18 protein-coding genes are annotated in these 17,598 nt (G+C 66.6%); 9 read left to right on the forward strand and 9 right to left on the reverse strand.

Translation table 11 applies throughout. The features are described from left to right. Nucleotides 1-2: 2 nt before the first annotated feature. Nucleotides 3-224, reverse strand: a complete 222-nt coding sequence (gene infA, locus QGN32_RS06785; protein ID WP_003418601.1) for a translation initiation factor IF-1 — start codon at nt 222-224, stop codon at nt 3-5. A 261-nt stretch (nt 225-485) separates the two neighbouring features. Here infA and QGN32_RS06790 point away from each other — a divergent pair, with 261 nt between their 5' ends. The 7 genes from QGN32_RS06790 to mmsB all read left to right on the forward strand — a co-directional run bounded on the left by QGN32_RS06790 (nt 486) and on the right by mmsB (nt 9,139). Further along, entirely contained in the window at nt 486-2,153 is a 1,668-nt protein-coding gene (locus QGN32_RS06790; RefSeq protein WP_326547852.1) for an NAD(P)/FAD-dependent oxidoreductase, read from the forward strand. Continuing rightward, on the forward strand, nt 2,153-3,625 hold the full coding sequence (locus QGN32_RS06795; RefSeq protein WP_326547853.1) for an ATP-binding protein: 1,473 nt from the start codon (nt 2,153-2,155) through the stop codon (nt 3,623-3,625). Before QGN32_RS06790 ends, QGN32_RS06795 begins: the two co-directional genes overlap by 1 nt. Before the next feature lie 43 nt (nt 3,626-3,668). Continuing rightward, nucleotides 3,669-4,514 (forward strand): LLM class F420-dependent oxidoreductase, encoded by an 846-nt coding sequence (locus QGN32_RS06800; protein WP_326547854.1) that lies wholly within the window; start codon nt 3,669-3,671, stop codon nt 4,512-4,514. Nucleotides 4,515-4,536: 22 nt separating this feature from the next. Then, entirely contained in the window at nt 4,537-5,379 is an 843-nt protein-coding gene (locus tag QGN32_RS06805; RefSeq protein ID WP_326547855.1) for an LLM class F420-dependent oxidoreductase, read from the forward strand. Between the two features lie 158 nt (nt 5,380-5,537). Further along, nucleotides 5,538-7,058, forward strand: coding sequence for a CoA-acylating methylmalonate-semialdehyde dehydrogenase (locus QGN32_RS06810; RefSeq protein WP_326547856.1), 1,521 nt, complete (start codon nt 5,538-5,540; stop codon nt 7,056-7,058). 16 nt (nt 7,059-7,074) lie between these two features. After that, nucleotides 7,075-8,241, forward strand: coding sequence for an acyl-CoA dehydrogenase family protein (locus QGN32_RS06815; protein ID WP_326547857.1), 1,167 nt, complete (start codon nt 7,075-7,077; stop codon nt 8,239-8,241). A gap of 16 nt (nt 8,242-8,257) precedes the next feature. Then, on the forward strand, nt 8,258-9,139 hold the full coding sequence (gene mmsB / locus QGN32_RS06820; RefSeq protein ID WP_326547858.1) for a 3-hydroxyisobutyrate dehydrogenase: 882 nt from the start codon (nt 8,258-8,260) through the stop codon (nt 9,137-9,139). Nucleotides 9,140-9,141: 2 nt separating this feature from the next. On the opposite strand, the gene QGN32_RS06825 is transcribed toward mmsB, so the two are convergent. Further along, a complete protein-coding gene (locus tag QGN32_RS06825) occupies nt 9,142-9,843 on the reverse strand; it encodes a nitroreductase family protein (protein ID WP_326547859.1) in 702 nt (233 codons plus the stop codon). A 67-nt stretch (nt 9,844-9,910) separates the two neighbouring features. Further along, a complete protein-coding gene (locus tag QGN32_RS06830; protein WP_326547860.1) occupies nt 9,911-10,711 on the reverse strand; it encodes an HAD family hydrolase in 801 nt (266 codons plus the stop codon). A gap of 126 nt (nt 10,712-10,837) precedes the next feature. Here QGN32_RS06830 and QGN32_RS06835 point away from each other — a divergent pair, with 126 nt between their 5' ends. After that, the gene (locus tag QGN32_RS06835) at nt 10,838-11,500 is read left to right on the forward strand and encodes a response regulator (protein ID WP_326547861.1); all 663 of its coding nucleotides are present in this window, start codon (nt 10,838-10,840) and stop codon (nt 11,498-11,500) included. Further along, a complete protein-coding gene (locus QGN32_RS06840) occupies nt 11,497-12,744 on the forward strand; it encodes a GAF domain-containing sensor histidine kinase (protein ID WP_326547862.1) in 1,248 nt (415 codons plus the stop codon). Before QGN32_RS06835 ends, QGN32_RS06840 begins: the two co-directional genes overlap by 4 nt. A 50-nt stretch (nt 12,745-12,794) precedes the next feature. On the opposite strand, the gene QGN32_RS06845 is transcribed toward QGN32_RS06840, so the two are convergent. From QGN32_RS06845 to secY, 6 genes are all read right to left on the reverse strand, one after another. Beyond that, nucleotides 12,795-13,316, reverse strand: a complete 522-nt coding sequence (locus QGN32_RS06845) for a MarR family winged helix-turn-helix transcriptional regulator (protein WP_326547863.1) — start codon at nt 13,314-13,316, stop codon at nt 12,795-12,797. Between the two features lie 133 nt (nt 13,317-13,449). Then, on the reverse strand, nt 13,450-14,166 hold the full coding sequence (locus tag QGN32_RS06850; RefSeq protein ID WP_326547864.1) for an anti-sigma factor family protein: 717 nt from the start codon (nt 14,164-14,166) through the stop codon (nt 13,450-13,452). Then, complete coding sequence (locus QGN32_RS06855) at nt 14,163-14,678, reverse strand: sigma-70 family RNA polymerase sigma factor (RefSeq protein ID WP_326548970.1); 516 nt, start codon at nt 14,676-14,678, stop codon at nt 14,163-14,165. The genes QGN32_RS06850 and QGN32_RS06855 overlap by 4 nt, the downstream gene beginning before the upstream one ends. 62 nt (nt 14,679-14,740) lie before the next feature. Beyond that, nucleotides 14,741-15,538, reverse strand: a complete 798-nt coding sequence (gene map, locus QGN32_RS06860; protein ID WP_326547865.1) for a type I methionyl aminopeptidase — start codon at nt 15,536-15,538, stop codon at nt 14,741-14,743. 13 nt (nt 15,539-15,551) lie between these two features. Further along, nucleotides 15,552-16,100, reverse strand: a complete 549-nt coding sequence (locus QGN32_RS06865) for an adenylate kinase (RefSeq protein ID WP_326547866.1) — start codon at nt 16,098-16,100, stop codon at nt 15,552-15,554. Next, nucleotides 16,097-17,437 carry a preprotein translocase subunit SecY gene (gene secY, locus QGN32_RS06870; RefSeq protein WP_326547867.1) on the reverse strand — a complete coding sequence of 447 codons (1,341 nt, stop codon included), beginning with the start codon at nt 17,435-17,437 and terminating at the stop codon, nt 16,097-16,099. Before secY ends, QGN32_RS06865 begins: the two co-directional genes overlap by 4 nt. Nucleotides 17,438-17,598: the final 161 nt, after the last annotated feature.

The following is a 17,598-nucleotide window of genomic DNA, read 5'->3' on the forward strand; positions in this document are numbered from 1 at the left end:
TCTTACTTGTACCGATAAACGATGCGGCCCCGGGACAGGTCGTAGGGAGACAGCTCCACCACGACGCGGTCCTCGGGCAGAATGCGGATGTAGTGCTGCCGCATCTTGCCGCTGATGTGGGCAAGGACCTTGTGTCCGTTCTCAAGCTCAATGCGGAACATCGCATTGGGCAGGGGCTCGACCACGCGACCCTCAACCTCGATGGCACCGTCTTTCTTGGCCATGTCCTCCGTTGTCCCTGATAGTTGGCGCCCTGCTCGGCGCAGCATTCGCTTCGACTACAAAACGTGAGCCAGTAGCCAGAAATTCCTGAACAGGGGCACGCAAAGAGTCGGCGCGTTCACCGCACCGTTGGTAGAGAATACCCGCTGACCACCGGATGACCAAAATGCCGGAGCAGGCATGAGGCCACCCGCGGGGAGGACCCGATCCATCGCCTCTCACGCCCCGATAATCGCTGGACGACGGGCGCATACTGGTATCCGATGACCGGCTCGTCGCCTCCGCCCCGTAAACCCGTCATTCTCAGCGTCGACGACGACCCCGCGGTGTCCCGCGCGGTCGCCCGTGATCTGCGACGCCACTACGGCGAGGGCTTTCGCATCGTGCGCGCCGAGACCGGCCCAGACGCCCTGCAGACGCTGAACGAACTCAAGCTGCGCGGCGAGACCGTCGCGGTGTTCGTTGCCGACTACCGGATGCCGCAGATGAGCGGCATCGAGTTCCTCGAAGAGGCGATGGACATCTTCCCGATGGCCCGGCGGGTGCTGCTGACCGCCTACGCGGACACTCACGCCGCGATCGACGCGATCAACGTCGTCGACCTCGACCACTACCTGCTCAAACCGTGGGACCCACCGGAGGAGAAGCTCTACCCGGTGATCGACGCGCTGATCGAGGCCTGGCGCGAGACCGGTGACCGCGCCGTCCCACACACCAAGATCATCGGTCATCCGTGGAACGCGCGCTCGTCGGAGGTGCGCGAGTTCCTGGCCCGCAACCGGCTGTACTACACGTGGTTTCGCGCCGACGAACCCAAGGGCAAACAGCTGCTGGACGCTGCGGGCCTCGACGGTCTGACACTTCCGGTGGTGATCACCGAGCAGGGTGAGACGCTCGTCGCGCCCGACGACGCCGAACTCGGCGCGACACTCGGCTTGTCGACCACACCGGCGGAGGACTTCTACGAACTGGTCGTCATCGGTGGCGGCCCGGCGGGCCTGGCCGCGGCGGTCTACGGCGCCTCCGAGGGCCTCAAGACGGTCCTCATCGAGCGCACGGCCACGGGTGGGCAGGCCGGACAGAGCTCAAGGATCGAGAACTACCTGGGCTTTCCCGACGGCGTCTCCGGCTCCCAGCTCGCCGAACGAGCCCGCAGGCAGGCCGAGAAGTTCGAGGCCGAGCTCATCACGACGGCCGAGGTCACCGCGCTCGAGATCGACGGGAACGCACGCACCGTCCACCTGTCCGACGGCCGGTCGATCGGGACGCGGGCCGTGATCCTCGCTATGGGCGTGGAGTACCGGCAGTTGCCCGCCGAGGGCTGCGCCGATCTGACCGGCGCGGGTGTCTACTACGGAGCCACCGCCTCGGTGGCCGCCGAATGCGACGACGAAGAGGTTTTCGTGATCGGCGGCGCGAACTCCGCCGGGCAGGCCGCGATGTTTTTGTCGAAGACCGCCAAGAACGTGAACATCGTCTGCCGTCGCACGCTGGAGGACTCGATGTCCTACTACCTGATCCAGCAGATCCGGGCGGCCGACAACATCCGCGAGCTGCCGCACACCGCCGTGCACAAGGTCGAGGGCAACGGCCACCTGGAGCGCATCTGCGTGGAGAACCTGCGCACGGGCGAGCGCGAGGAGCACTGCTGCGGGCGGATGTTCATCTTCATCGGGGCCGAACCGCGCACCGATTGGGTGGAGCAGGCGGGTATCGCCCGCGACGACCACGGTTTCATCGTCGCCGGGCCCGATCTGCGGAATGTCGCCGGCTGGACGCTCGACCGTCCGCCGCACCACCTGGAAACAAGCGTGCCGGGTGTGTTTGTTGCAGGAGATGTTCGCTCCGAATCCGCCAAGAGGGTGGCGGCCGCCGTCGGCGAAGGGTCGATGGCGGTGATGTTGGTGCACCGATACCTGGCGGAGGCGTGATGGGCGACAAGAAACACGAGTGCCTTCCAGACGAACTGCGCACCCTGTTCCTGTTCGAAGCCCTCACCGACCGACAACTACAGGTGCTGTGCGACAACGGCTACATCGCTACCTTCGAGCCCGGGCCGGTGTGTGTGGAAGGTGACCCCGCCACGTGCTTCTACGTGATGCTCGACGGTGAACTGGTGATGTCCAAACGCTCGGGCGGCGTGGACATCGAGACCAACCGCACGTCACAGCGCGGGGTGTACTGCGGCGCATGGTCGGCCTACGTACCCGGCGAGGAGCATGTCTATGAGGCATCGGTGCGCGTCACCAAGCCGTCGCGCTTCTTCGTGCTCGACGCCGACGCGTTCGCCACGTTCATGCAGTCCGAGTTCCCAATGGCCGTGCACCTGCTCGAAGGCCACAAGGTCGGCGGTCGCCGGCAGAGCCAGATCCTCGGCCAGCGGGAGAAGTTGCTGGCGCTCGGCACCATCACCGACGGGCTGACCCATCAGCTGAACAACCCGGCGGCGGCGGCCGCCCGTGCGGTCGCCGATCTGCGCGAGGGCGTCGGCAAGATGCGGCACAAGCTGGCGATGCTCGCCGACGGCAAGTTCACCCCCGAGGCGCTGCGCGTGCTGATGCGGATTCAGGACGAGGTGGCCGAGCAGGTGGCCAAGGCGAAGACCCTTGAACTCAGCGCGCTCGAGCTCTCCGACCGCGAAGAGCAGGTCGGCAACTGGCTCGAGCAGCGCGGCATCGTCGGCGCCTGGGATTACGCCCCGACGTTCGTCGAGGCCGGCCTCGACCTCGACTGGCTCGAACGCGTCCAAGCCTCCATCGAGGACGTGGACTGCTCGGCGACGCTACCGGGCGCGTTCGGCTGGCTGAAGTACACCATCGACGCCGAACTGCGCATGAACGAGCTAGCCGATGCCAGCAAGCGGATCTCGACGCTGTTGGCAGGCGCGAAGCAGTACTCGCGGATGGACCGAAGCGAGTACCAGGCCGCCAACGTGCACGAGCTCCTACTCAACACAGTCAAGACGATCTTCGGCGACAGGGTCGGCAAGGACAAGCCGATCAAGCTGGTGTGGAACAAGGACACCTCGCTGCCCCAATTACTGTGCTATCCAAACGATCTCAAAGAGGTGTGGACCAACATCATCGACAATGCGATTCAGGCCATGGGCGGCGAGGGCACGTTGAGGATTCGGACCTCGCGCAAGAACGACGACATGGTCTGCGTCGAGATCTGCGACGACGGACCGGGCATCTCGGAAGAGAACATCGACCGGATCTTCACGCCGTACTTCACGACCAAGCCGTTCGATCAGGGCACCGGATTGGGCCTGGACTTTGCGCGCCGCATCGTCGTCGAGAAGCACCACGGCGACATTCGGGTGGAGTCGGCGCCCGGCAACACGCGGTTCGCCATCGTGCTGCCGCTGGTCGCACCCGCCCCCGAGGCGCCGACCCTGAACTGAGGAATGAGGAATAGCCCGTCGGCACCGAAAAGTTGGAGCAACTATGACGAAACCCGATCTCGGCCGATACGGCGCCTTCGGCCACCATTCGATGTGGCAGCAAGTGAGGCCTGAGCAACTGCGGGCCATCGAAGACCTGGGCTACGGCGCGATCTGGGCGGGCGGTTCACCCGCGGCCGAGTTGTCCTGGGTGGAACCGATCCTGGAGCCGACGAGCCAGCTCAAACTGGCGACGGGCATCGTCAACATCTGGACCGCTGACGCCGGGCCGGTCAGTGAGTCCTTTCACCGCATTGAGAAGGCCTACCCCGGCCGCTTCCTGCTCGGCGTCGGTGTCGGCCACCCCGAAGCGCACACCGAGTACCAGAAGCCGTACGACGCGCTCGTCGCTTACCTCGACAAGCTCGACGAGTATGGGGTTCCGAAGGACCGGCGCGTGGTCGCCGCGCTGGGTCCACGGGTGCTCAAGTTGGCCGCCGAGCGCTCGGCGGGTGCGCATCCCTACCTGACGACGCCAGAACACACCGCGGAGGCACGAAAACTACTCGGCCCGCACGCGTACATCGCTCCGGAACACAAGGTGGTGCCGACGACGGATGCCGAGAAGGCCCGCACCGTCGGTCGCAAGGCGCTCGAGATCTACCTGAACCTGACGAACTACCTCAACAGCTGGAAGCGGTTGGGTTTCACCGACGAGGAGATTGCGAAACCGGGCGGTGACCGGCTTGTCGACGCCGTGGTGGCGTATGGCACCGTCGATGCCATCGCCGCACGGCTCGACGAGCATCTCGACGCGGGCGCCGACCACGTGCCCGTGCAGGTGCTCACCCGACCCGACAAGCTGGTGGATACGTTGGCTCAATTGGCGGATCCGCTCGGCCTGAAGTGACGTCACCACCGAAGGGATCCACATGACTGAGCTCAAGCCCGACCTCGGCCGCTACGGCGTCTGGACGTTCGGCGTACCGAAACCCGAACAGGCCGAGGAGATCGAGAAACTCGGCTACGGCGCGGTGTGGATCGGCGGATCGCCCGCCGGAAACCTCGAGTACGTCGAGCCCATCCTGGAGCGCACCGAGAATCTCACGGTCGCCACCGGCATCATCAACGTGTGGACGGCGCCCGCCGACGAGGTCGCCGAGGCCTATCACCGTGTCGAGGACGCCTATCCGGGGCGGTTCGTGCTCGGCATCGGCATCGGTCATCCCGAGCACACCGAGGAGTACCGCAAACCCTACGACGTGCTCGTGGAGTACCTTGACGCGCTCGATGCGAAGAAGGTGCCGACGAGCCGTCGGGTGATAGCCGCGCTGGGTCCCAGGGTGCTCAAGCTGTCGGCACAGCGCAGCGCCGGGGCGCACCCGTATCTGACCACTCCCCAGCACACCGGGGAGGCCCGAAACCTCTTGGGCCCCACGGTGTTCATCGCACCCGAGCACAAGGTCGTGTTGGCGCGAGACGCCGAGGCGTCTCGCGAGATCGGCAGGCAGACAGTCGACTTCTATCTCGGCCTGTCGAACTACCTGAACAACTGGAAACGGCTGGGCTTCACCGATGACGACCTGGCCAAGCCGGGCAGCGACCGCTTCATCGACGCAGTCGTCGCGCACGGCACGCCCGACGCGATCGTCGCGCGACTCAACGAGCACTTGGAGTCGGGGGCCGATCACGTGGCGATCCAGGTGCTCGGCGGGTGGGACGTCCTGCTCCCGACGCTGGCCGAGTTGGCCGGCCCGCTCGGGTTGGAGGGCTGATATCACACGCGAGATAGCTCTCACGGCTGCGTTCGCTGCCCACCAACGACCGTGGCTGCTATCTCGCGACTGACTCGCTCTCGCCACCAGGGAGCTCTTGCGTCGCTGGCCACCGCATTACTAGGATATCCAACTATCTAGTAGTGAGGGGCACGTTCATGACCAACCAGGTTCCGCATTTCATCGACGGCAAGCGCACGAACGGCCAGTCCGGCCGCACCGCCGACGTCTTCAACCCCAGCACCGGTGAAGTTCAGGCGCAGGTATCGATGGCTTCGGCCGCCGACGTCGACGCAGCGGTCGCCGGTGCCGCCGAGGCGCAGAAGGCGTGGGCGGCGTGGAACCCCCAGCGTCGCGCCCGCGTGCTGATGAAGTTCATCGACCTGGTCAACCAGAACGCCGACGAGCTCGCCGAGCTGCTGAGCCTCGAGCACGGCAAGACTCATGCGGACTCGCTCGGCGACATCCAGCGCGGGCTGGAAGTCATCGAGTTCTCCGTCGGCATCCCGCATCTGCTCAAGGGCGAGTACAGCGAGGGCGCGGGGCCCGGTATCGACGTGTACTCGTTGCGTCAGCCACTCGGCGTCGTCGCCGGGATTACCCCGTTCAACTTCCCGGCGATGATCCCGCTGTGGAAGGCCGGGCCCGCGTTGGCGTGCGGCAACGCTTTCATCCTCAAGCCGTCCGAACGCGACCCTTCGGTACCGCTGCGGCTGGCCGAGCTGTTCCTCGACGCTGGGCTGCCGCCGGGGGTGTTCCAGGTCGTACAGGGCGACAAGGAAGCCGTCGACGCCATCCTCGAGCACCCGGCGATCCAGGCGGTCGGATTCGTCGGCAGCTCCGACATCGCCGAGTACATCTACTCGACCGCGACGGCCAACGGGAAACGCGCACAGTGCTTCGGCGGCGCGAAGAACCACATGATCGTGATGCCCGACGCCGACCTGGACCAGGCCGTCGACGCACTCATCGGGGCCGGCTACGGCAGCGCAGGCGAGCGCTGCATGGCGATCAGTGTGGCGGTGCCGGTCGGCGAGGAAATCGCGAACCGCCTGCGCGCCCGCCTCACCGAGCGGGTCGCCGAACTGCGTGTCGGACACAGTCTCGACCCCAAGGCCACCTACGGCCCGCTCGTGACCGAGGCGGCGCTCAAGCGGGTGCGCGGCTACATCGACGCGGGTGTCGAGGCGGGCGCGGAGATCGTGGTCGACGGACGCGAACGCACCAGTGACGACATGCAATTCGGCGATGCGAACCTGGAGAACGGCTGGTTCATCGGGCCGACGCTCTTCGACCACGTCACCACCGATATGTCGATCTACACCGACGAGATCTTCGGTCCGGTGTTGTGCATCGTGCGCGCGAAGGATTACGAGGAGGCGCTGGCGCTTCCGTCAGAGCACGAGTACGGCAACGGCGTGGCGATCTTCACCCGCGACGGCGACGCCGCCCGCGACTTCGTCTCGCGGGTCCAGGTCGGCATGGTGGGCGTGAACGTGCCGATCCCGGTTCCGGTGGCGTATCACACCTTCGGCGGATGGAAGCGCTCCGGCTTCGGCGATCTCAACCAGCACGGGCCGCATTCGATCCTGTTCTACACCAAGACCAAGACCGTCACCCAGCGGTGGCCGTCGGGCATCAAGGATGGCGCCGAGTTCGTCATTCCCACGATGAAGTAGGCCGCTAGGCACCTCGATGGACTACTTCGGCTTGGACGACGACGAACGGGTGATCGCCGAGACGGCCGCCGCGTTCGCCGAGAAGCGCCTCGCGCCGTTCGCGTTGGAGTGGGATTCTTCGCACCACTTCCCCACCGACGTGTTGCGCGAGGCGGCCGAGTTGGGAATGGCGGCGGTGTACTGCAACGAGGACGTCGGGGGCAGCGGGCTGCGCCGCCTGGACGGGGTGCGGATCTTCGAGCAGCTCGCCACGGCGGACCCGACGGTGGCCGCGTTCCTGTCGATTCACAACATGTGCACCTGGATGGTCGACACCTACGGCACCCCCGAGCAGCGCAAGAGCCTGGTGCCGCGGCTGGCGTCGATGGAGCTGATCGCCAGCTACTGCCTGACCGAACCCGGCGCCGGCTCCGACGCAAGCGCGTTGCGCACCAGGGCCGTTCGTGAGGGCGACCACTTCGTGCTCGACGGGGTCAAGCAGTTCATCTCCGGCGCAGGCTCGTCGGACGTGTACGTGGTGATGGCTCGCACCGGTGGCGAAGGACCGCGGGGCATCTCTGCGTTCCTCGTCGAAAAGGGAACGCCCGGGCTGACTTTCGGACCCGACGAGGAAAAAATGGGCTGGCACGCCCAGCCCACCGCTCAAGTGATCTTCGAAGGCGTCCGCGTACCCGCCGATGCGATGCTGGGCGGCGCGGACGGAGAGGGCACCGGCTTCGGGATCGCGATGAACGGGCTCAACGGCGGACGGATCAACATCGCCGCGTGCTCGCTCGGCGGCGCCCGGGCCGCCTACGACAAGGCCGCGGCCTACGTGCGGGACCGCGAGGCGTTCGGCGGCGCCCTGCTCGACGAACCCACCATCCGGTTCACCCTCGCCGAGATGGCTACCGCACTGGAAACATCGCGAAACCTGTTGTGGCGTGCGGCCGCTGCGCTCGATAACAACCATCCGGACAAGGTCGAACTGTGCGCGATGGCCAAACTCTACGTCACCGACGCCTGCTATACGGTCGCCGACCAGGCGCTGCAGTTGCACGGCGGCTACGGATACCTCAACGAGTACGGGCTGGAAAAGATCGTCCGGGACCTGCGGGTGCACCGGATCCTCGAGGGGACCAACGAGATCATGCGCGTCGTCATCGGGCGGTCGCAGGCCGCCAAGGTGCGCGCGTCCGCGTAACGCAGGAAGGATATCGATGACGACGATCGCGTTCTTGGGGCTGGGCCACATGGGCGGGCCGATGGCAGCGAACCTCGTCGCCGCCGGCCAGACCGTGCGTGCGTTCGATCCCGTGCCCGCGCTCAAATCGGCTGCCGCCGAGAAGGGCGCATCGGTGTTCGACAGCGGCGCCGAGGCGGTCGCCGACGCCGACGTCGTGATCACCTCGCTGCCCAACGGCGACATCGTCAAGGCCTGCTACGCCGAAGTGCTGCCCGCCGCCAAGGCCGACACGTTGTTCATCGACACCTCCACCATCTCCGTCGACGACGCCCGCACCATCAACCGGCACGCGGCCGACCGCGGGTTGGCTCAACTCGACGCCCCGGTGTCGGGCGGGGTCAAGGGTGCGACCGCCGGCACGCTGGCGTTCATGGTCGGCGGTGAGGCGGCCGCGGTCGAGCGGGCCCGGCCGGTGCTGGAACCGTTGGCCGGCAAGATCATTCACTGCGGTGCCTCCGGCACCGGTCAGGCCGCCAAACTGTGCAACAACATGGTGCTCGCGGTGCAGCAGATCGCGATCGGCGAAGCGTTCGTGTTGGCGGAGAGGCTGGGCCTGTCGGCACAGTCGCTGTTCGACGTGATCACCGGTGCGACCGGTAACTGCTGGGCGGTGCACACGAATTGCCCGGTGCCGGGACCGGTTCCGACGTCGCCAGCGAACAACGACTTCAAGGCGGGCTTCGCGACCGCGCTGATGAACAAGGATCTCGGGCTGGCCATGGACGCGGTCAAGTCGACGGGCTCGAATGCCCCACTGGGCAGCCACGCCGCCGACATCTACGCGAAGTTCGCAGAGTCTGACGAGAATCACGCGGCGCTGGATTTCAGCGCAGTGATCGAACAGCTACGCAGCTGAACTCAGTCTTGGCCACCCGACGCGTCGGTCCACGCGCGGTTGCCGTACCGGTCGAGATGGGCGACTTTGCCGACCGGTTTACGCGTCGTCGGCCCGTACCGGCCACGGGGCCAACCGAGGGGCACGACACAGACAGGTGTCACCGTCAACGGCAGGCCCAAGGTTCGGCGGGCAGATGTCACGCTCCAGAGCGGCAGGGTGATCAACGATGCACCGAGTCCCATCGCCCGCGCGGCGAGCAGCAGGTTCTGCACGCTGGGGTAGATCGATCCGAAGAATGACGACTCGCTCACGAACGGCGTCGGCATATACGGCAACCGCATGCCGCCGCGCAGACACGGCACCACGAGGACCGGGATCTCGCTGAAGTGGTCGACCTGCCACTGCACGGCCCGCAGGATCTTCTGCATCGACTCGTCACCGGCAGTGAGGCGCCGGCCGATCCCGCCGTAGAGCGACCACGCTTGGCGATAGCGTTTGCCGAGTTGGTCCTTGACGGCCCGGTCCTTCACCACGATGAACTCCCAATTCTGGCCGTTCGATCCGGTAGGGGCTCGTAGCGCCAACTCGATGCACCTCAACACGACAGCGTCGTCGACGGGGTCGGGAAGGACGCGGCGCACGGCACGCTGAGTCATCATCGCGTCGACCAGCGGCATGTCCAGGCGGGCAAGCGCATCGCCGGTAGTGGGGATGTCGGTCATGCCACGAAACTACCGCCCCGGTAACCGCCCCTGATTGGCCGCTACGCGGCCGCAGCCGGATTGGCCGCTACGCGGCCGTCGGCTTGCGGGTGCGCCACCAGTTGGCATGCAGGCGCTGGCAATCGGCAAGGCGCAGCGGATTGGCGCCATCGAAGTCCGGCCGGACCGCGACCGCGGTGGGGATATCCGGCGTACCTTCGCCCGTGATCACCACGGTCGCCAGACCGGCGGCGGTCGCGGCCCGCAGTCCTGAGGCCGAACCGGTGACGGCGATGGCGTCCTCCGGGGACAGGCCAAGCTCCCACAGTGCGTGGCGGTGCGCCTCGGGATCGGGCGTCGGCTTCACGACGTCCTCGGCGGCGACCACGACCTCCACGAGGCCTTCGCCGACCAGTTGTCGCACCAGCGGCTCGGCCCACCCGCGCTGACCGTTCACCACGACGGCGACCTGGACGCCGGCACCGACCGCATCCATCACGAAGTCGACCAGCCCCGGCCGCGGTATGAGGTCACGCTCGAGGATCAGCTCGTCGAACAACATGGTCTTGGTGGTGTAGATCTCGTCGGCGAGCAGCTTGGTGAGCACGTCGGACTCGCTGGCCACGCACCGCTTGCGAAGTTCGGCCGCCACTCGCTGCCGTTCGTCGCTGAGCGCGAGCAGTTGCCGGTAGCGAGCCACCGACCATCCGAAGTCCAGCCCGTGCATCTCGAAGGCCGCGTTGTAGGCCAACCGGTGGCCGTCGCATTCGATGTCGGTCAGGGCGTCGAGGTCGAACACCAAACCACGCACCGAACAGCCAGAACCAGGTGAAGCACAGTCCCACCAGAACCGGCCCGCGCGCCACGTCGTCTCCTGCGTTGTCGGCATAGGTAAAGAGTGGCGCGCCTCCCGCGATCAGACCTCCCCCAATCGGGGGATCAGCGGTGGCGACTTGCCCACCAACTGGTCCTACCTGCTAATTTCGCCTGGAAAAGACACCTTTAAGGTAGGTACATGCCGAGCAGCCCACCGGTGCGTCTTGTGCTGGTCGACGACCACGAAATGGTCATCGAGGGCCTCAAGGCCATGCTGGCGGCGTTCAGCGACCGGGTGCAGGTGGTCGGGCAGGCCGTGGGCGCCGAGCGCGCCGTCGCCGTCATCGACGATCTCGACCCCGACATCGTGCTGTGCGACGTCCGCATGCAAGGTGCCAGCGGCCTGGACCTGTGCGCCGAGCTGCGCGAGCGCGACACCGGCCGCAAGGTCGTCATGCTGTCGGTATACGACGACGAGCAGTACCTGTTCCAGGCATTACGCGTCGGCGCGGCCGGCTACCTGCTCAAGAGCATCAGCAGCGACGAACTGGTGCGTCAGCTCGAGTTCGTCCATCGCGGAGAGACCGCGATCGATCCGGGCATGGCCGCCAGGGCGGTCGACACGGCTGCACGGCTGCAGCGGGATGAGTTCTGGCCGGGTGCGCGGCAGGGCCTGACGCAGCGCGAGAGCGAGATCCTGTCCCTTGTGGTCAACGGGCTGTCCAACCGGGCGATCGCCGCCAAGCTGGTGATCGGTGACGAGACGGTCAAAACCCACCTCAGCTCGATCTACCGCAAGCTCGGTGTCAGCGACCGCACCGGCGCCGTGGCGACCGCGCTGCGCGAAGGGATCTACAAGTGAACGGTCGTGGCGATCCCGTGCGTGAACTGAGCCAGTACCCACTGGCCGCCGACCGCGAGCTGGCGCTGCTGCGCGAGTTGATCCAGGCGGCGTCGAAAGGCCCCGGTGTCGAACCGCTCGCCGCGGCGGCCGCGCGGATGATCACCGCCGCGACCGCCAGCGACGTGTGCTTCGTGCACGTCCTCGACGACAGCGACCGATCGCTGACCTTGGCAGGCGCCACACCGCCCTTCGACGCGGAGATCGGCAAGATCAGACTGCCTCTGGGGCAAGGGATCTCGGGTTGGGTGGCCAGCCACCGCGAGCCCGTGGTGATCACCCAGGACAAGGAGTCCGATCCGCGCTACATGCCGTTCCAGTCGCTGCGCGGCTCGGACTTCACGTCGATGGTGTCGGTGCCGATGGAGACCGATCCCGGTGGGCTGGTCGGCGTGCTCAACGTGCACACCGTCGAGCGCCGCGAGTTCACCGAGCGTGACGTCGAGCTGCTCGTGGTGATCGGCAGGTTGATCGCCGGCGCCATGCATCAGGCCCGGCTGCACCGGCAACTGGTGGCGCGCGAGCGGGCGCACGAGAACTTCGTCGAGCAGGTGATCGAGGCCCAGGAACTCGAGCGGCGCCGGCTCGCGGGCGATATCCACGACGGCATCTCGCAGCGCCTGGTGACGCTGTCCTACCGGCTGGATGCGGCCACCAGATCCGATGACCCCGCCCTCGTGGCCGAACAGCTCGCCAAGGCCCGCGAATTGGTCGAACTGACACTGCAGGAGGCCCGCGCGGCGATCAGCGGGCTGCGTCCGCCCGTGCTCGACGACCTCGGTTTGGCCGGGGGGCTGGCCAGCCTCGCGCGATCGATACCGCAGATCGGCATCGAGGTGGATTTGGTGGAGCGGCGGCTGCCCGACCACATCGAGCTCGCGTTGTACCGGATCGCGCAGGAGTGCCTGCAGAACGTCGTCAAACACGCCAAGGCCACATCCGCGCGGCTGATGTTCACGGTCGACGCGGCGGATGCCGGTGACGTCGCCCGCCTCGAAATCGTCGACGACGGAATCGGTTTCGACACCTTCGAGCATCCGCTCGGCGGCGACGACATGGGCGGCTACGGCTTGTTGTCGATGGCCGAGCGCGCCGAGATCGTCGGCGGTCGGCTCAACATCAGGTCGCGACCGGGAGCGGGCACCGCGGTGACGGCGACGATCCCGCTGCCGTCGATACCCGCGAGCGAGAAGCCAGGGTTGTAAAACCGCCGGGATCACGACCAGGAATGCTATTTCGGCGGGGAATTGAGCTACTAGAAGTCTCCCGAGTTGTGGCGCAGCGTCTGGATCGAATCGGCCAGCGCGCGCGACTCGGCGGCCGACATCCCGATGTCGGCGAAAACCTCGTTGTTCAGCGTCACCGTGGCGTCCTCGACGATCGAGCGGCCGAGATCGGTGATCTGCACGAGCGTGGTGCGGCCGTCGGTCGGATGAGGGACCCGCTCGACCAGCCCGTCGGTCTCCAGGCGACGGATCGCGTGGGTGACGCTGGTGACGTGCACCTGCAACCGGTCGGAGGCCTTGGTGATCGGCAGTGCGCCGTTGCGGCTGAATGCCAACAGCCTCAACAATTCGAACCGAGAAAAGCTCAGGCCATAAGGCCGTAGTGCGCTTTCGACGCGGGCCAGCAGAATCTGGTGCGCCCGCATCACGGACGTCACCGCGACCATGCCGTCGGCGACATCGCCCCATCCGGAGCGTTCCCAGTTGTCCCGCGCGAGCGCGATCGGGTCGTCGTCGTCCTGCCGCGGCGGTCGGGACGGTTCTGGGGGCACGCCCCTTCATACCGCATCAGTCGGCGCAGTCAGCACATTTGGGCCCGCAGCCTCGCCACCGCCGCGCGTGGACTTGCGGTCGCCCACGGCGACATTCGGACACCGCGTGACCAAGTTCGGCCGTCAAAGCGATTCACAGCGAACGTTCGAGAAGCACCTCGCCGGTGTCGGGCGAAACCAGTTGCACCGCAGCGATTTCGTCCATCTGCAGCGAGGTGTTCGCGCTGGGCAACGCGGTGGCGCCGGACAGTCCCAGCCACGTGGCCACCTGATTGTGGCTGCCATCACGGCTCACCACGACCATCGCCAGGTTCTGCGGCGGCGCGTCCCGCCTGCCCCAGTCACCGTAGGTGCATGCCATGTCGATGCGGGTGCCCCAGCCGAAACCCGTCATCGAGACGGTCGCGTTGATCGGCGTCTCGGACACCTTGGACATCTCCAACTGCTGACCCGCCTGAGGGGGCGTGCCGGTCGGTGCCCCGAATGCGCCCGGCCACACCATGATCGCGATGGCAACCGCCAGGACCGCGGCGGCCAGGCCGATCGCGGCCGCGGCCATCCAGCGCGACCGCCGACGCCGCGCACGCACCGTGGCCAGCAGGTCAGGCAGCAATTCCGGAGGCGGTTCGCGGGACGCCGAGTCATGGAACTCGCCAGGCTTCACCTTGCTCAACAACGCGGGGATTCCGCTGAGTTCGGTGACCGCGGCCCTGCAGCGCGCGCACGTCTGCAGGTGCTCCTCGTACTGGCGACGCTCCTCGCTGGAGAGCGAGCCCAGAACGTAGGCGGCGTCCCACGTCACGTACCGATCCTCGTCCGCCCGGTCGGGGGACGGTTCGAATTCCGTCATCGTGTCACCCCCATCTCGTCCAGCCGCAGCTTCAGTGCTCGCACTCCGTAGTGCAGTCGCGACTTCACGGTGCCCTCGGCGATGTGCAGGTCGGCTGCGATCTGCGCCGTGCTCCAGCCCTGGTAGTACGCGCGGTCGATGACCGCGCGGTGCTCCTCGGACAGTTCACCGATGGCCTCGCCGAGCATCATTCGGTCCAAGGCGGCCTCCACCTCGTCGGGTCCGGCCCGGTCCGCGGTCGTCTCCATGTCGGCGGTGCCGGACTCGCTGCGAAACCGGGCGCTGCGCCGTTCGTCGATGATCAGGTTACGGGCCACCGTGAACAGCCAGGCCCGCGCCGACCTCGAGCGATCCGCCGTCACCTCGGGGTGACGCCACGCCCGCAGTAGCGTCTCCTGCACGACATCCTCCGCCCGGGCCGAATCGCCCGTCAGCCGCACCGCGTAGCGCCAGATAGCGGCGGCGTGCTCCGCGTAGAGCACCCGCATGACGGTCGCTTCCGGGTCGTCCAACTCAACCTCCGTCATGGACACGAGGTTGCCGGTCGTCGGGTTCAGTATCGCGCCTGTGAGCGTTATCGCGTGAGGATGCGCGGCCCGTCCGCGGTGACGGCGACCGTGTGCTCCCAGTGCGCCGCCCGCGATCCGTCGGCGGTGACGACGGTCCATTCGTCCTCGAGCACCACCGTCTTGGTGGTGCCCAAGGTCAGCATCGGCTCGATGGCCAACACCGAGCCGACCGCCAGATGCGGTCCGCGGCCGGGGGCGCCCTCGTTGGGTAGGAACGGGTCCATGTGCATCTGCCTGCCGATGCCGTGGCCGCCGTAGCCGTCGACGATCGAGAACTTACGGCCGTAACGCTTTTCGGCGGCCCGCGTCGCGGTCTCGATGGCGTGCGAGACGTCGGTGAGCCGGTTGCCGGGCACCATCGCGGCGGCGCCGGCCTCCATGGCTTCCTTGGTCGCCTGCGACAAGGCCTCGTCGACGGGGATCAGTGCCCCCACACCGAACGTGATGGCCGCGTCGCCGTGCCAGCCGTCGACGATGGCGCCACAGTCGATGGACACCAGGTCACCGGGTGCCAGCGTCTCGCTCGCCGACGGAATACCGTGTACCACACGGTCATTGACCGACGAGCAGATGCTTGCCGGATAGCCGTGGTAGCCGAGGAAGGACGGTACGCCGCCGCCGCCGCGGATCACCGACTCGGCGACCTCGTCGAGCGCGAGCGTGGAAGCACCCGGGACAGCGGCCCGGCGCACCGCGGTCAGCGCCGCCGCCACCAGAGCTCCGGCGGCGGCCATCGCATCGAGTTCATCGGAGGTGCGCTGCGCTACGACCTTGCGGCCCCGCAGGCCGGGCAGGCCGATCATCGACTACTCCAGATCACCGACCGAGCGCCTGCAGCGCGCGCGCGAAGACCTCGTCCAGCCCGCCGACCGCGTCGACCTGCTGCAGGTTGTTGCTGCGGTAGTACTCCAGCAGCGGGAACGTCTCGTCGCGATAGACCTGCATCCGGTTGCGGATGACCTCTTCGGTGTCGTCTTCGCGGCCGCGGGACTTGAGCCGCTTGAACAGTTCGTCCTCGGAGACCTTGAACTCCAGCACCGCGTCGAGCTTGGTGTCGTGGCGCGTGAGCATCTCGTCCAGCGCCTTGGCCTGCTCCACCGAGCGGGGATAACCGTCGAGGATGAAGCCGTCGGTCGCATCGGGCTGCTCGATGCGGTCCTCGACCAGCTTGTTCGTCAACTCCGAGGGCACCAGATCGCCGGCGTCGAGGTAGCTCTTGGCCTCCAGCCCCAGCGGGGTGCCGTCGCCGATGTTCTTCCGGAACAGGTCGCCTGTCGAGATCTGCGGGATGCCGAGCTTCTCGGAGAGCTTCTGAGCCTGGGTGCCCTTACCGGCACCGGGTGGTCCGAGCAGAACGACTCTCACTTCAGGAACCCTTCGTAATTGCGTTGCATCAGCTGGCTCTCGATTTGTTTCACGGTATCCAAGCCCACCCCGACGAGGATCAGAACGCCAACACCGCCGAACGGCAGGTTCTGCACGGGCCCGCTGCTCCCCACCGAGAGGAACAGGTTCGGCAGAACGGCGATGGTGCCCAGGTAGATGGAGCCGGGAAGGGTGATCCGGCTCAGCACGTAACGCAGGTAGTCCGCGGTGGGCTTACCCGGCCGGATGCCCGGGATGAAGCCGCCGAACTTCTTCATCTCGTCGGCGCGCTCGTCCGGGTTGAACGTGATCGACACGTAGAAGTAGGTGAAGAACACGATCAGACCGAAGTACACCGCGATGTACACCGGGCTGGTGGGGTCCGTGAGGTAGTTCGCGACGAGGGAGTTCCACCAGTTGTTGGCGTTGGGGTTGGAGCTGCCGCTCTGGATCAGCTGGGTGATGAGCTGCGGGATATAGATCAGCGACGAGGCGAAGATCACCGGGATGACGCCGGCCTGGTTGACTTTCAGCGGTAGATACGTCGACGTGCCGCCGTACATCTTGCGGCCGACCATCCGCTTGGCGTACTGCACCGGGATCCGGCGCTGGCCCTGCTCGACGAACACCACACCGACGATGATCGCCAGCGCGCCCGCGCAGACCAGGGCGAACACCAGGCCGCCCCGGCTCTCGAGAATGGCCTGACCCTCGCCCGGTATCGCCGAGGCGATGCTCGCGAAGATGATCAGCGACATGCCGTTGCCGATGCCCCGCTCGGTGACCAGCTCGCCCATCCACATCACCAGCGCCGCGCCGGCGGTCATCACCAGCACCATGACGACCAGCGTAAAGATGTTCAGACCCTCGTGCTGGCCCTGGATGATGTCGAGGGAGCAGCCTTGGAGCAGCCCGCCGTTCGCGGCGAGCGCCACGATGCTGGTGCTCTGCAGGATCGCCAGCGCGATAGCCAGATAGCGCGTGTACTGCGTCATCTTGTTCTGGCCGGACTGGCCCTCTTTGCGCAGTTGCTCGAACCGCGGGATCACCACGGTCAGCAATTGAACGATGATGCTCGCGGTGATGTAGGGCATCACACCGACGGCGAACACAGACAACTGGAGCAGCGCGCCACCCGAGAACAGGTTGATCAACGAGTAGATCTGCCCCGCCTCGCCACCGCTGACCTCAGCGATGCACTGCTGCACATTCGGGTAGTTGACCCCCGGCGACGGTATCGAGGCGCCGACCCGGTAAAGGATCACAATGCCCAGGGTGAACAGGATCTTTCGCCTCAGGTCGACCGTCCGCAGTGATGAGATGAAAGCCGAGAGCACTCTTCCTCCTGCGCAGCCGGCCTGTTGATCGCGGCGTGCGGATGGGGCTGGATTCGACCAGCGTCTTGGTTAAGTCGTATGCGGACCCCCGTCAAGCGCGCAGCCTGCGGAGTTGCCCGTCAAACAGTCTACGAGAGTAACAGTTAGGGCTCCGTTGGCCT

The sequence above is a fragment of the Mycolicibacterium sp. ND9-15 genome, assembly GCF_035918395.1.
GTDB lineage: Bacteria > Actinomycetota > Actinomycetes > Mycobacteriales > Mycobacteriaceae > Mycobacterium.